Source organism: Plantactinospora sp. GCM10030261 (assembly GCF_042666615.1).
GTDB lineage: Bacteria > Actinomycetota > Actinomycetes > Mycobacteriales > Micromonosporaceae > KBS50.
Genome location: NZ_JBHTDD010000005.1, coordinates 143,894 through 157,940 on the forward strand (window position 1 = coordinate 143,894; position 14,047 = coordinate 157,940).

Here is a 14,047-nt window from a genome sequence, read left to right on the forward strand (position 1 = left end):
GAAACCGCGGCAAGTCCGGCGCCACGCACGATTTTCGAGCCGTGCCGGCACCGCCGCGGCAGGCCCCCGGGACGCACCGGGACCACCCGATACCTCGAACGAGAGAACGGATGACCAGATGACATCCAGCGAGATCCAGGGAACCGCGATCCACGTGCGGGGCCTGGAGAAGTCGTACAAGGCGCTGAAGGTCCTGCGCGGAGTGGACTTCGACGTGGCGCGAGGCAGCATCTTCGCCCTGCTCGGCTCGAACGGGGCGGGCAAGACCACCGTCGTGAAGATCCTGTCCACGCTGCTCAAGGCCGACGCCGGGGAGGCCACCGTCAATGACTTCGATGTCGCCACGAAGGCGGCACAGGTGCGGGAGTCGATCAGCCTCACCGGGCAGTTCGCGGCCGTCGACGAGGTGCTCAGCGGGCGGGAGAATCTGGTGCTGGTCGCCCGGCTGCGGCACCTCAGGGACCCGGGCGGGATCGCGGACGACCTGCTGAGGCGTTTCTCGCTCACCGACGCCGGCGCACGGAGGGTGTCGACGTACTCGGGTGGCATGCGCCGCCGTCTCGACATCGCGATGAGCCTCATCGGGAACCCACCTGTCATCTTCCTGGACGAGCCGACGACCGGGCTCGACCCGCAGGCGCGGATCGAGGTGTGGCAGGCCGTGCAGGAACTCGCCGGTCAGGGCACCACGGTGCTGCTCACGACGCAGTACCTGGACGAGGCCGAGCAACTCGCCGACCGGATCGCGATCCTCCACGAGGGCCGGATCATCGTGAACGGCACCCTCGCCGAACTCAAGCAGCTCCTCCCACCCGCCAAGACCGAGTACGTCGAGAAACAGCCGACGCTGGAGGAGATCTTCTTCGCCATCGTCGGCGCAACCGGCATCGCCAGTGACCGCACCATCGGCGCGGACAAGTAAAGGAACAGCAACGATGACAAAGCACTTCCTCGGCGACACCGTCGTCCTGCTGGGCCGCTCCCTGACGCACGTCACCCGCAGCGTGGACACCATCATCACGACCGCGATCACGCCGATCGCCATGCTGCTGCTGTTCGTCTACGTACTCGGCGGCGCGATCGACGCGGGATCGGACTCGTACGTGAATTACCTGCTGCCCGGCATCCTGCTCATCACGATCGCCTCGGGCATCGCCTACACCGCGTTCCGGTTGTTCATGGACATGAAGAGCGGCATCTTCGAGCGGTTCCAGTCCATGCCGATCGCCCGGTCGTCCGTACTGTGGGCGCACGTGTTGACCTCGCTGGTCGCCAACCTCGTCTCACTTCTGGTCGTGGTGGGCGTCGCCCTCGCCATGGGATTCCGATCGGGCGCGGGTGTCCTGGCGTGGCTCGCGGTCGCCGGCATCCTGATCCTGTTCACCCTCGCGCTGACCTGGCTCGCCGTCATCCCGGGTCTCACCGCGAAATCCGTGGACGGGGCGAGCGCGTTCTCCTACCCGCTCATCTTCCTGCCGTTCATCAGCTCGGCCTTCGTGCCCACCGACACCATGCCGGGCCCGGTGCGTGCCTTCGCCGAGCACCAGCCGGTAACAGCCATCGTCAATACGATCCGCGACCTGTTCACCCAGCAGCCGGTCGGCACCGACATCTGGATCGCCCTCGCCTGGTGTGTCGGCATCCTGATCCTCGCGTACGCCCTCGCCACCGCCACCTACCGCCGGAAAATCACGTAGCGCGGCGGCCGTCGGGCGGGGCCGGCCGTTCGCCGGCCCCGCCCGGTCGTGGGCCGGCCGAGGCGCGGGGGAGGCCGCGACCTATTGCTTCGGCTGGCTGAAGCGGATCACGGGAGCACCCGAGTGCGGAGTCGTGGCTTCAGTCCTGTTGCGTCCGATCTTGGCAACGCCGCGTCCGATTGTCGCCAGACGCACCAGCTTCAGCCAGCCAACCTGGATACGTGTCGAAAACGAACTCCAGCACGACCAGCGGCCCCGTCAGCTTCGAACACTGGTACGACTTCACCGAGGGCGGCCCGGTTCATCGCGCGCTGTTGCCGTTCCCGTCAACGGCGCCCGCGCCGTTCGAGGTCGCCCGCTGGTCAGTCGCTCCGGGAACGTCCAACGACCTCGATGTGCACCGGTCGCGAGAGATCTGGGTCATCGCGTCCGGAACCGGCACCCTGACGTGTGCGGACCGGACGCACGTTCTCCGTGCCGGGGATATCGCGGCGTTCGAGAGCAGGGTGCCGCACCAGATTCGCAACGACGGAGCGGATCCGCTTCTTGCCGTCTCCGTCTACTGGCTGCAGGAAGGGGACTGACGTGCACGGAATCACACCAGGACCGGTGTAGTTCCGAGATCCATACGGAAGCCCTCCGCGCGGGAGTCGCCCTGCGACCGCTGGCCGCGCCCGTCAACCGGCACATCTTCGCGGTCACCCGGCGCGGCGCGTCACCCCGCTAACCGGGCCGTTCTCGAGCATCTCCACCAGGCTTCCGCCGACTGGGCGCGGCACAACGGTCAGCTGGTTGACTGAACCGCGTCAGTCGAGTGTGTCCACGATCGGGCGCCGGGTGGCGACCATCGCGGGGATGGCCGTGAGCGCGGCGATGACGGTGTACTCGTCGCTGACGTCAGCCCGGCGGAGTGGGGGTTTCGCCCGCGGTGCGCAGGTTCGGGGCGCTCGGCGCTTCGGCGATCGCCCCGGATTCGACCGGTTCGGCGGGGTGAGCCGTTTCGGCGGCCACCAGCGGCTGGTCCGGTGTGGGCGCGACCGGCGAGCGGTAGGCGATCACCGCGGTGCCGTACGCGCAGACCTCCATCCACATCTCGCCCACCTCACGGTGCTCGAAACGCATGCCGAGCACGGCGTTCGCGCCGAGCCGGCGGGCCTCCTCGCCGAGCCGGGCCACCGCGTCGGTTCGCCACCGGGTGAGGTTCTCGGGCGCGGCGGGGTCGTAGGCGCCGCCACGGAGGCTCTTCACCCCCTCGCGATAGACGTTGCGGGTCCGGGCCTGGGAGGAAACGACCTGGCCGAGGACTTCGCGGATCTCGTACCCCGGAAGATGGTCCATCGTCACGACCAGCACGTGATTGATGCTCGCAGGCCCGGAGGCGTGGTGATCGCGAGGCTTGTTCACGTCGCCGGATGATGCAAGACCGCCCGACGGGGACGGCAAGCGCCGTGCAGGACGGCCGCGACGGAAGGTCCGACACAGCCCGATCCGTCTGGATCGACGCGATCGCCTCGGTAGAGTGCGGTTTCCCATGGATTATCTCTTGGTCGCGTTGACGGCGTTCGTCCTTGTGGTGACGGTGGAGCTGCCGGACAAGACGTTCGTGGCGACGCTCGTGCTGGCCACACGTTATCCGGCCCTGCCGGTGTGGCTGGGGGTCTCGGCCGCCTTCGCGGTCCAGTCGGCGGTCGCCGTGGGAGCTGGCACCCTGCTCGCGCGGTTGCCACGCCAGCCGATCGCCCTGGTCGCCGCCGGACTGTTCGCGATCGGCGCACTGGTCCTGCTCCGCGGGGCGCGTCAGGCCGACGTCGCCCAGCAGGAGCAGGAGCGCCAGTACGCGGACAAGGTGGCGGTCGGCCGGCGCGGCTGGCGGGCCGCCGGGGCGAGCTTCCTCGTGCTGTTCACCGCCGAATGGGGGGATCTGTCCCAACTGCTCACCGCCGGACTGGTGGCGAGCGGCCAGCCGGCCGTGCCGGTCCTGATCGGTTCCTGGCTGGCTCTGGTCACGGTGTCCGGTGGTGCCGTGCTGCTCGGCCGTTGGCTGCTGCGCCGAATCCGGCTGACGGTGGTCCGCTACCTGGGGGCGTCGGTGTGCGTGGCGCTCGCGGTGCTGACCGCGGTCACCGCGCTCCGCTGACGGTCTTGAGGTAGCCGAGGCAGAGCGTCACCATTCGTCCCTGACCACCGGCGGTCCGCCGGGCGGGGGGTTTCCCGGTCCGGCCGCTCTGCCAGGTAGGCTCAGGGGCGCTCGCCCCGTAGGAGGGCCGGCACCCACTGCGTCCCCAGTCAGGAGTGCCTCGTGCCTCGCGTCGTCGTCGACGTCATGCTCAAGCCGGAGATCCTCGATCCCCAGGGCCAGGCCGTCGCTAACGCGCTGCCGACCATGGGTATCAGCGGCGTTGAATCGGTGCGCATCGGCCGCCGGATCGAGCTGGAGTTCGCCGAGCGGCCGGACCCGGACACGGTCCGGGAACTCGCCGACAAGCTGCTGGCCAACCCGGTCATCGAGGACTTCCGGATCCGGTCCGAGGATCCTGAAGAGGCGGTGAGCAGCGGATCATGAGCGCGCGTATCGGCGTGGTGACCTTCCCCGGCTCGCTGGACGACGGGGACGCGGCGCGGGCCGTCCGGATCGCCGGCGGTGAGGCCGTCCGGCTCTGGCATGCCGACCCCGACCTGCACGGGGTCGACGGCGTGGTGCTGCCCGGCGGCTTCTCGTACGGCGACTACCTGCGGTGCGGCGCGATCGCCCGGTTCGCGCCGGTGATGCGGACCCTCGTCGACGCCGCCCGGGGTGGTCTCCCCGTGCTCGGCATCTGTAATGGCTTCCAGATCCTCTGCGAGGCACATCTGCTGCCGGGCGCGTTGACCCGCAACCAACACCTGCATTTCCGCAACCGCGACCAGGTGTTGCGGATCGAGTCGACCCGCACCGCCTGGACCAACGCCATGCACGAGCGGCAGGAGGTGCTGATCCCGGTCAAGAACGTGGACGGCCGCTACGTCGCCGACCGGCGCACCCTCGACGAGTTGGAGGAGCAGGGCCGGGTGGTGGCCCGCTACCTCGGCGGCAACCCCAACGGCTCGCTGCGGGACATCGCCGCGATCAGCAACGAGGCGGGCAACGTCGTCGGGATCATGCCGCACCCGGAACACGCCGTGGAGGCGCTGACCGGGCCGTCCCTGGACGGGCTGGGCTTGTTCACCTCCGTCCTCAAGCACCTGGCGGGAGCACCGGCATGACGATCCAGCTGGGCGACGCGGCACCGGGTCGGGAGGCGGTCATGCCGCCGGTCGACGTCGAGGGCACCGACACGGTGGAGCGCGCCGCCGCCACCCCGAACGAGTTGCAGCCGTATCCCGAACTCGGCCTCGCCGACGACGAGTACGACCGGATCCGGCAGATGCTGGGCCGCCGGCCCACCCAGTCCGAGCTGGCGATGTACTCGATCATGTGGAGCGAGCACTGCTCGTACAAGTCGAGCAAGGTCCACCTGCGGCAGTTCGGTGAGAAGGCGCCCCCCTCCGACCGGCTGCTCGCCGGGATCGGAGAGAACGCCGGGGTCGTGCGGATCTCCGACCGGCTCGCGGTGACCTTCAAGGTGGAATCGCACAACCACCCGAGCTTCGTGGAGCCGTACCAGGGTGCGGCCACCGGCGTCGGCGGCATCGTGCGGGACATCCTCGCGATGGGCGCCCGTCCGGTGGCGGTGATGGATCCGCTGCGGTTCGGCGCGGCCGACCACCCGGACACCGCCCGGGTGCTGCCCGGCGTGGTGGCCGGCATCGGCGGCTACGGCAACTGCCTGGGCCTGCCCAACATCGGCGGCGAGGTGGTCTTCGACCCCTGCTACCAGGGCAACCCGCTGGTAAACGCGCTGTGTCTGGGTGTCCTGCCGGTCGACCGCCTGCAGAACAAGGCGGCCGCGGGCCCCGGCAACGTCGTCGTGCTGCTGGGCGCCAAGACCGGGCGGGACGGCATCGGCGGCGTGTCGGTGCTGGCCAGCGCCACCTTCGACGAGGGCGGCCAGGCGCGCCGCCCGTCCGTGCAGGTCGGCGACCCGTTCATGGAGAAGCTCCTGATCGAGGCGTGTCTCGAGCTGTACGACGCCGACCTCGTGGTGGGCATCCAGGACCTCGGCGGTGCCGGCCTGACCTGCGCCCTCACCGAGACCGCCGCCGCCGCGGGGACCGGCATGCGGGTCTGGCTGGAGCGGGTGCCGCTGCGCGAGCCGTCGATGGCCCCACACGAGATCCTGGCCAGCGAGTCGCAGGAGCGCATGCTGCTGATCGTCGAGCCGGACAAGCTCTCGGCGGTGCTCGGCACCGCCCAGAAGTGGGGCGTCCCGGCGACCGCGATCGGTGAGGTCACCCCGCCCGGATCGGACGGACCCGGTCGGCTGCTGGTCTCCTGGTACGACCGGACCGTGGTGGACGTGCCCCCGGCGACGCTCGTCGACGACGGGCCGGTGTACGCCCGCCCGCTGCGCGAGCCTGCCGACCGGATCCTGCTTCAGGCGGACCGCGCCGAGACGCTGCCCCGCCCGGGGACGCCGGACGAGCTGCGGGAAACCCTGCTGCGGATGATCGCCTCGCCGAACCTGTGCGACAAGACCTGGGTGACCGAGCAGTACGACCGGTATGTCCTCGGCAATACGGTGCTGGCCCAGCCCGAGGACGCCGGAGTAATCCGGATCGACGAGCAGACCGGCCTGGGGGTGGCGCTCTCGGTGGACGGGAACGGCCGTTACACCCGGCTGGACCCGTACGAGGGCGCGCGGCTGGCACTCGCCGAGTCGTACCGCAACGTGGCCGTCACCGGTGCCCGACCGGTGGCCGTGACCAACTGCCTCAACTTCGGTTCGCCCGAGGACCCTGCGGTGATGTGGCAGTTCGCCGAGGCGGTGCGCGGGTTGGCGGACGGTTGCGCGGAGTTGGGCATCCCGGTCACCGGTGGCAACGTGAGCTTCTACAACTCCACCGGTGCTGCCGCGATCCACCCGACCCCCGTGGTCGGCGTGCTCGGCATCCTGGACGACGTCGCCGACCGGGTGCCGATCGGCTTCCGCCGGCCGGAGCACGGTGCCGACGAGCTGATCTTCCTGCTCGGCGAGACCGCGACCGAGCTGTCGGGCTCGGAGTGGGCGTGGGTGACCCACGGGCACCTGGGCGGCGTACCGCCGGTGGTCGATCTGGCCCGCGAGCGCGCGCTGGCCGACCTGCTGGCCGAGGCGGCCCGGGTGGGCCACGTACACGCCGCACACGACCTCTCCGACGGCGGGCTGGCGCAGGCCCTTGTCGAGTCCTGCCTGCGATACGGAGTCGGCGCCCGGATCGTGCCGCCGGCCGAGTTCACAGACGGATCCATGCCGTTCGTCTTCCTGTTCAGCGAGTCGACGGCCCGGGCGCTGGTGACCGTGCCGAGGGGGCAGGACAAGGCGTTCCTCGCGCTCTGTGCCGAGCGCGGGGTGCCCTGCACGTCGATCGGCGTGACCGACCCCAACGGCCGGGCGCTGGAGGTGCGCGGCCAGTTCCGAATCGGCCTGGACGAGCTGCGGGCGGCGCACACCGCGACGTTGCCGAGTCTGTTCGGCGCGACCGAGGCGGAGTTGCGATCCGCGGAGACGGTGCCCACCGGCATCGCCACCAGTAAGCCCGAGGACGGCCGGACCGCCGCCGATGATGGCGGAGCCGCCTTGGTGGCTCCGACCACCGAGGACGACGAGACTCGGGCTGATGACGAGGCCCCGGCTGACGAGGCGGCCCCGGCCGTTGCCGACGAGGCGGACGTCGCCGAAGCGCCGGCTGCCCGGGCGCCGGAGGTTGCTGATGCGGCGCCGGCTGGTGCCCCGGGCCCGGAGGTCGCTGATGCGGCGCCGGCTGAGTTGGAGGCGGCCGACGACTCCGACGCGCCGGTCGGAACCGAGGACGCTGGCGGACCCACCGCACCGCCCGACGCCACGCGATGACCGAGCCCGCCTCCGGACAACCGGGGGTCGGTGTGCGGTTCGACTGGGGTCCGGCTGGGGCTGCCGAGTTGAGTCGGGTGTGTGCCGTGCTCGTCCTTGTGGACGTGCTGTCCTTCTCCACCGCCGTCGAGGTGGCGGTGGGCCGGGGAATCCGGGTACACCCATTCCCGTGGCACAACCAGGCCGCTGACTACGCCGAGCGGATCGGCGCGGTGGCCGCCGTACCCCGGGAAGCGGCACGGCCGGAGCATCCCTGGTCGCTGTCCCCGGCCGCATTGCGGTCGGCGCCCATGGTGGACGAGCTGGTCCTGCCCGAAGCGCACGGTGCGGCGATATGCGCGGCTGCCGGCTCCACCGGGGCACCGGTGGTGGCCGCCGGTCTGCGCAACGCGGCCGCGGTGGGACGGTGGCTACTGCACCAGGGGTACGGCGCGTCCGAAGCCCCGGTGGGAGTCATCGCCGCGGGGGAGCGCTGGAGCGACGGCACCATCCGGCCCTGCGTGGCGGATCAGCTCGGCTCCGCCGCCGTTCTGGACTCGCTGTCCACCGCCCCCGGCGGCCTGTCAGTGGAAGCAGCGGTGGCGCTCGCGACGCTGTCGGGCGTGCCCGATGTGCCGGCCGCCGTGCGCGGCTCGGTCGCCGGCCGCGAACTGGCTGCCGCCGGCTTCGTCGAGGACGTCGAGATCGCCGTTCGGACGGGTTCGTCGACCGTCCCGGTGCTGCGGCACGATGCCTTCACCGATGCTTCCTGACCGCGAGATCCGGTCAGGCTCCCGGGGCTCGACCGAGGACTTGGACACCGTACTAGTTGTCGAGCCAGTCCACGGACCGCCGGCCGCCCCGGTTCGGGTCCTGCCGTTCGTCGGGCTGGTCGTAGTAGCCGCGCTGGTCCTGGCCGTAGCCGCCGCCGTGCTGGTCCTGGCCGTAGCCGCCGCCGCGCTGGTCCTGGCCGTAGCCGCCGCCGTGCTGGTCCTGGCCGTAGCCACCACCGTGCTGGTCCTGGCCGTAGCCACCACCGTGTTGGCCCTGACCGTAGCCACCACCGTGCTGGTCCTGACCGTAGCCGCCGCCGCCGTAGCCGCCGTGGTCGTCGTACCCGCCCGGCCCGGACTGCTGCTGGCCATACCCGTAGCCGCCCTCGGCGCCGTACCCACCGCCCTGGCCACCCTGGTCGTAGCCGGCGCCGTCGTACCCGGCGTTCCGCTGGTCGTACCCCGCCTGGCCGGATCCGTAGCCCGAGTCGCCCTGCTGGTAACCACCGGTCGCGTACGGGTCAGCGGGGGCGCCGTAGCCGCCGCCACCGTCATACCGTCCGGTCTGCCCGCCGTACTGCTCGTTGCCGTACCCGGCGCCGGATCCCGGGGCGTTGCTGTAACCCGCGCCGGATCCGGGGGCGTTGCCGTAGCCGGCGCCGGATCCGGGGGCGTTGCCGTAGCCGGCGCCGGATCCGGGGGCGTTGCCGTAACCGGCGCCGGATCCGGGGGCGTTGCCGTAACCGGCGCCGGATCCGGGGGCGTTGCCGTAACCGGCGTTGTAGCCGCCCACCTGGGTGGCATCGGGGTAGCCGCCGCCCGCCCAGTCGTTCTGCTGGCCGTATCCCGGCTGCTGGCTCGGCAATGGCGCGCCGTACGGGTCAGGGAACTCGTCGTCCACCAGCGGTCGATTGTGCATCATGGTCGGTGCGTCAGCGAGCGCGCCGCCACCGGCGACCATCGTCGCGTCGGTGCCGGGCTGGTGTAGCTGGGTGCGGTCGTCGGCGCCGTGGTACGCGCCTCGGCTGGGCGGTACGGCTCCCATCGGTCCGGTGGTCACCGGACCTTGGCCGTCCGGTTCGTCGCCGTCGTTCTCCTTACGGCGCATCCAGAGCAACACGATCGCACCGACGCCGAGGGCGACGAGCAGACCACCGACGATGATCAGCAGCCATTGGCCGAGACCGGCGCCTTCGTCGGATGCCGGCTGGGCACCGGCCTGGGTCGGTGGTGCGGTCTCCTCGGGGTCGCCCGTCGGGAGCGCGTCCAGACTGGACGTCGGCTCGGCGGAGGCCGAGGCGGAGGGCGAGGCTTCCGCCAGGGCCAGCGCCAGGCGCTGACCGTTCACCGACTGGCCGGCGTTGGCAGACAGCGACTTGGTGGTGGTGATGTCGTCCTTCGAGGCGGCGAGTTGCAGCGAGCCGGGGGCGATGGGGTTGTCCGAGCTGCCGTTGAAGCAGAAGTTGCCGCTGCCGTTGGAGGTGGTGTCGCGCTGGTTGTTCTTGCTGTCGACCAGTCTCACGTTGGCGTTCGGGACGGCGTCGCCCGACGCGGTGTTGGTGACCTTGCCACACACCTGCTTCACCGTCTGCGTCTGCTGAGGCGGCGGTGCGGCGGGCTTACCCACCAACGTGACCTGGGTGGACTCTGTTTTCTCGTCGTTGTCGGCCCTGGAGACGGCCTTGACGGTGATCGTTGCCCGCTCGTCCGAGTTGCCGGCGTTGCCGTAGCGGAAGGTCGCGGTGCGTTGGCCACCCGAGGCGACCGCCCCGGCGTTGCAGCCGTCGACGCAGTTGAGCCTGCCGTTGCTCGAGGCGACGGAGACGTCCGCGGGCCCGTCGCCCGGGTCGAACTCGAGCGTGTAGGTCACCCGCACCGTTCCGCCGGACTCGACGGAGTTGGGCGAGGCCGATACGTTGTTGATGTCCGGCGCGGCGGCCAGGGCGGGTGTGGCGGGGAGGGTGAACATCGCGCCGGTGACCAGCGCCAGAACCACACCGGCCCGTAGGCGCCAGGCTCGTCGGTGTGTTGTCACGTCCACCGCCTTCCCGCTCAACCTGCCGATCGTGTCGAATGACCGGAGGAGTTACCGCAAGTTCGAGTACACCGTCGGCCACTATGCCCTGTCGAGCCGGATCGGCGCGACCCAGGGGCGGTCGCGAATCTCGCCGCGGCAGGTCGTATCGTCCCGTCGTGTCCTCTCCGCACAATAAGTCCTCACCGGTGTCTGCCGTGTTGGCGGCGCTCGATGCCGGTCGATCGCCGGAGCGGGCGGCCCTGCGGGACGCGGTGCGGGTGCTGCTGGCGGAGCTGTCCGGTCGGTCTCCTGGCCGATCGGTCGAGGTGCGCGTTCCACCCTATGGTGCGGTGCAGGTGGTCGCGGGTCCACGACACACCCGTGGGACGCCGCCGAACGTCGTCGAGATGGATCCGGTGACATGGGTTCTGGTTGCCACCGGCCGGCTCGAATGGGCGACGGCGGTGGCGGACGGCCGGATCCGCGCCAGCGGCATACGCGCTGATTTGTCGGTATTCCTCCCTTTATGAGCAGCCCAACCACTCCTGGTGGGTATGCCCCTGCTCACCGCACCGTTGTACGGCGATGACCAGCGGCCCGGCCCTTGCCTCGGCGCCGGCTGGGCCGGCGCCGAGGCGCGCCTGCTCGCGTACACTGTGTGGGCGGTAGTTCCCGGACCGGATCCCAACAGACCACAGAGGGAGCGTCAGGTGCCCCGAGGCGACGGCCGGCTGACCCACGACCTCGATCCCCAACGGCCCGGCCCGCAGGACGCGTGTGGCGTCTTCGGAGTGTGGGCTCCGGGCGAGGATGTGGCGAAGCTCACCTATTTCGGTCTCTACGCCCTGCAGCACCGCGGTCAGGAGGCCGCCGGGATCGCAGTAAGCGACGGATCCAGCGTCGTGGTCTACAAGGACATCGGCCTGGTGGCCCAGGTCTTCGATGAGCCGACCCTCGCGAGCCTGCGCGGACATGTCGCCATCGGGCATGCGCGGTACTCCACCACCGGCGGCTCCACCTGGGAGAACGCTCAGCCCACCATCCGGGCCACCGACGCGGGGACCACAATCGCGCTCGCCCACAACGGCAACCTGGTCAACACCGCGGAGCTGACTGATCAGGTGACCGACGCCGGCCCGGATCCGATCACCTCCACCTCCGACACCGCCCTCGTCACCGCGATGCTGGCGGACCGGCCGGACCTGTCCGTCGAGGCCGCCGCCCTGGAGGTGCTCCCCCGGCTGCGTGGGGCGTTCAGCTTCGTCTTCATGGACGAGTCGACCCTGTACGCGGCTCGCGATCCACACGGCGTCCGGCCGCTGGTCCTGGGCCGGTTGGAGCGGGGCTGGGTGGTGGCCAGCGAGACCGCCGCGCTGGACATCGTGGGTGCCAGCGTGGTGCGCGAGGTGGAGCCGGGCGAGCTGCTCGCGATCGACGAGGACGGTCTCCGCTCCGCCCGGTTCGCCGCTCCCGAGCCCAAGGGCTGCGTCTTCGAGTACGTCTACATCGCCCGGCCGGACGCCACCATCGCCGGCCGGAACGTGCACGCGGCACGGGTGCAGATCGGTCGGCAGCTCGCCAAGGAGCACCCGGTCGAGGCGGACCTCGTCATTCCGGTGCCCGAATCCGGCATCCCCGGCGCTATTGGCTACGCGGAGGCGTCCGGAATCACCTATGGCGCCGGATTGATCAAGAACTCGTACGTGGGCCGGACCTTCATCCAACCGTCCCAGACGCTGCGGCAACTCGGCATCCGGCTCAAGCTCAACCCGCTGCGCGACAACGTGCGGGGCAAGCGGCTGGTCGTCGTCGACGACTCGATCGTCCGGGGCAACACCCAGCGCGCCATCGTGCGGATGCTGCGCGAGGCGGGCGCGCTGGAGGTGCATATCCGGATCTCCTCGCCGCCGGTGAGCTGGCCATGCTTCTACGGCATCGACTTCCCCACCCGCGCGGAGCTGCTGGCCACCGGGTTGGACACGGATGGCATCCGGCGGTCCATAGGCGCCGACACCCTGGGGTACGTCTCGCTTGACGGCCTGATCGCGGCGACCGAGCAGCCGAAGACCCGATTGTGCCGGGCGTGCTTCGATGGCGAGTATCCGATCGACCTCCCGGCCGGCAACCTGATCGGCAAACACCTCCTGGAGGGCGTGGGACGGCGGGTCACCGACCGTCCGTCCGACGCCGCGACACCGGGCGAGGCGACCGACCGTCGCACCGCCGGCGTCGCATCACTCGTCGCCAGCCCCGGCGGCGCCGACGCACTGCATCGCCCATAGCACCGACCGGTACGGCCGCCGGCCGCCACCCTGCCGAGTAATCCTCGGCGATCGCGCTTCCGGCCGGCCGCGACAACAAAGGGGAAAATCGTGACGCACGTGTCCGAGCGCGGCGGCGCACCTGGCGAATCCACCGGAGGGTCGGGTGAGGAGCGGCGGGTCTGGAAGGGCAGTGGCGGTCGGTCGGTCCGCAAGCGCACGTCGTACGCGGACGCGGGGGTGTCGATCGACGCGGGCGAGCGGGCGGTGGAGCTGTTGAAGTCGAAGGTGAAGGACACCCGTCGGCCCGAGGTGATGGGTGACCTGGGTGGCTTCGCGGGACTCTTCCGGCTGGACACCGGCCGGTATCGGCATCCGATCCTGGCCTCGTCCACGGACGGGGTGGGCACCAAGCTCGTCATAGCCCAGCAGCTCGACATCCACGACACGGTGGGGATCGACCTGGTCGCGATGGTCGTGGACGACCTCGTCGCCTGCGGGGCCGAGCCGCTGTTCCTGCTGGACTACATCGCCTGTGGCGAGGTGCTGCCGGACAAGGTCGCCGAGATCGGCGCGGGGATCGCCGACGGCTGCCGGTACGCCGGCTGCGCCCTGCTCGGGGGCGAGACCGCGGAGCATCCCGGGGTGCTGCGGCCGGATGAGTACGACATCTCGGCCACCGGGGTCGGTGTGGTGGAGGAGAGCGAGATCCTCGGACCGGATCGGGTCGAGGTGGGTGACGTCGTCATCGCCATGAAGTCGTCCGGCCTGCACTCCAACGGATACTCGCTGGTGCGGCACGTGCTGCTGGGCGCCGGGCGGATGCGGCTGGACACGGTAATCGAGGAGTTCGGCCGGCAGCGGACGTTGGGGGAGGAACTGCTGACCCCAACCAAGATCTACGCGAAGGACTGCCTGAAGCTGATCGCCGAGGCCGAGGTCCGAGCCTTGGCGCATGTCACCGGCGGCGGCATTCCCGGCAATCTGGTGCGGATCCTGCCCGAGACCGTTGACGCCGTGGTCAACCGGTCGACCTGGCGGCCACAGCCGATCTTCGATCTGGTGCAGGCGAAGGGTCGGATCGAGGACTCGGAGATGGAGGCGACCTTCAACATGGGCGTCGGCATGTTCGCGATCGTGTCGGCCGAGGACGCGGACCGGGCACTTGCCACCCTGGCCGGGCGGGGCGTGGATGCGTGGCAGGTCGGCGAGGTCATCGAGGGCACCGGCCAGGTGCAGATGATCGGCCAGCACACCCGCGGTTGATCACGCTCCGCGCATCATACTTCTACCTGATCAGGGGTTCACCCGACTGGCCATCGGCACCTAGCCTGGAGGCACTTCAGGCACG

At 70.5% G+C, this 14,047-nt stretch carries 13 protein-coding genes; 11 read left to right on the forward strand and 2 right to left on the reverse strand.

Going from position 1 to position 14,047, the window contains the following annotated elements; genetic code table 11:
* Window positions 1-118 precede the first annotated feature (118 nt).
* The 3 genes from ACFQUZ_RS08465 (at window position 119) to ACFQUZ_RS08475 (ending at window position 2,281) form a co-directional block, all read left to right on the forward strand.
* Complete coding sequence (locus ACFQUZ_RS08465; RefSeq protein ID WP_377439737.1) at window positions 119-922, forward strand: ABC transporter ATP-binding protein; 804 nt, start codon at window positions 119-121, stop codon at window positions 920-922.
* Between the two features lie 13 nt (window positions 923-935).
* Window positions 936-1,697, forward strand: a complete 762-nt coding sequence (locus ACFQUZ_RS08470) for an ABC transporter permease (protein WP_377439740.1) — start codon at window positions 936-938, stop codon at window positions 1,695-1,697.
* Window positions 1,698-1,918: 221 nt separating this feature from the next.
* Window positions 1,919-2,281, forward strand: coding sequence for a cupin domain-containing protein (locus ACFQUZ_RS08475; RefSeq protein WP_377439743.1), 363 nt, complete (start codon window positions 1,919-1,921; stop codon window positions 2,279-2,281).
* Window positions 2,282-2,594: 313 nt separating this feature from the next.
* Here ACFQUZ_RS08475 and ACFQUZ_RS08480 read toward each other — a convergent pair whose 3' ends face one another.
* Window positions 2,595-3,101 (reverse strand): YbjQ family protein, encoded by a 507-nt coding sequence (locus ACFQUZ_RS08480; protein ID WP_377439746.1) that lies wholly within the window; start codon window positions 3,099-3,101, stop codon window positions 2,595-2,597.
* A 127-nt stretch (window positions 3,102-3,228) separates the two neighbouring features.
* Between ACFQUZ_RS08480 and ACFQUZ_RS08485 the strand changes: the two genes are divergently transcribed.
* From ACFQUZ_RS08485 to ACFQUZ_RS08505, 5 genes are all read left to right on the forward strand, one after another.
* Window positions 3,229-3,834 carry a TMEM165/GDT1 family protein gene (locus ACFQUZ_RS08485; RefSeq protein WP_377439749.1) on the forward strand — a complete coding sequence of 202 codons (606 nt, stop codon included), beginning with the start codon at window positions 3,229-3,231 and terminating at the stop codon, window positions 3,832-3,834.
* 162 nt (window positions 3,835-3,996) lie between these two features.
* Window positions 3,997-4,260: a phosphoribosylformylglycinamidine synthase subunit PurS gene (purS, locus tag ACFQUZ_RS08490; RefSeq protein ID WP_377439753.1), complete on the forward strand. Its 264-nt coding sequence runs from the start codon at window positions 3,997-3,999 to the stop codon at window positions 4,258-4,260.
* On the forward strand, window positions 4,257-4,940 hold the full coding sequence (gene purQ / locus ACFQUZ_RS08495) for a phosphoribosylformylglycinamidine synthase subunit PurQ (protein ID WP_377439756.1): 684 nt from the start codon (window positions 4,257-4,259) through the stop codon (window positions 4,938-4,940). The genes purS and purQ overlap by 4 nt, the downstream gene beginning before the upstream one ends.
* Before the next feature lie 41 nt (window positions 4,941-4,981).
* Window positions 4,982-7,666: a phosphoribosylformylglycinamidine synthase subunit PurL gene (gene purL / locus ACFQUZ_RS08500; RefSeq protein WP_377440075.1), complete on the forward strand. Its 2,685-nt coding sequence runs from the start codon at window positions 4,982-4,984 to the stop codon at window positions 7,664-7,666.
* Complete coding sequence (locus tag ACFQUZ_RS08505) at window positions 7,663-8,418, forward strand: 2-phosphosulfolactate phosphatase (RefSeq protein ID WP_377439758.1); 756 nt, start codon at window positions 7,663-7,665, stop codon at window positions 8,416-8,418. The genes purL and ACFQUZ_RS08505 overlap by 4 nt, the downstream gene beginning before the upstream one ends.
* A 52-nt stretch (window positions 8,419-8,470) precedes the next feature.
* On the opposite strand, the gene ACFQUZ_RS08510 is transcribed toward ACFQUZ_RS08505, so the two are convergent.
* Window positions 8,471-10,453 (reverse strand): hypothetical protein, encoded by a 1,983-nt coding sequence (locus tag ACFQUZ_RS08510; protein ID WP_377439760.1) that lies wholly within the window; start codon window positions 10,451-10,453, stop codon window positions 8,471-8,473.
* 158 nt (window positions 10,454-10,611) lie between these two features.
* Here ACFQUZ_RS08510 and ACFQUZ_RS08515 point away from each other — a divergent pair, with 158 nt between their 5' ends.
* The 3 genes from ACFQUZ_RS08515 (at window position 10,612) to purM (ending at window position 13,962) form a co-directional block, all read left to right on the forward strand.
* Window positions 10,612-10,965, forward strand: a complete 354-nt coding sequence (locus ACFQUZ_RS08515; RefSeq protein ID WP_377439762.1) for a sterol carrier family protein — start codon at window positions 10,612-10,614, stop codon at window positions 10,963-10,965.
* 180 nt (window positions 10,966-11,145) lie between these two features.
* Entirely contained in the window at window positions 11,146-12,717 is a 1,572-nt protein-coding gene (purF, locus tag ACFQUZ_RS08520) for an amidophosphoribosyltransferase (RefSeq protein WP_377439765.1), read from the forward strand.
* Window positions 12,718-12,807: 90 nt separating this feature from the next.
* Window positions 12,808-13,962 carry a phosphoribosylformylglycinamidine cyclo-ligase gene (gene purM / locus ACFQUZ_RS08525; RefSeq protein WP_377439768.1) on the forward strand — a complete coding sequence of 385 codons (1,155 nt, stop codon included), beginning with the start codon at window positions 12,808-12,810 and terminating at the stop codon, window positions 13,960-13,962.
* Window positions 13,963-14,047: the final 85 nt, after the last annotated feature.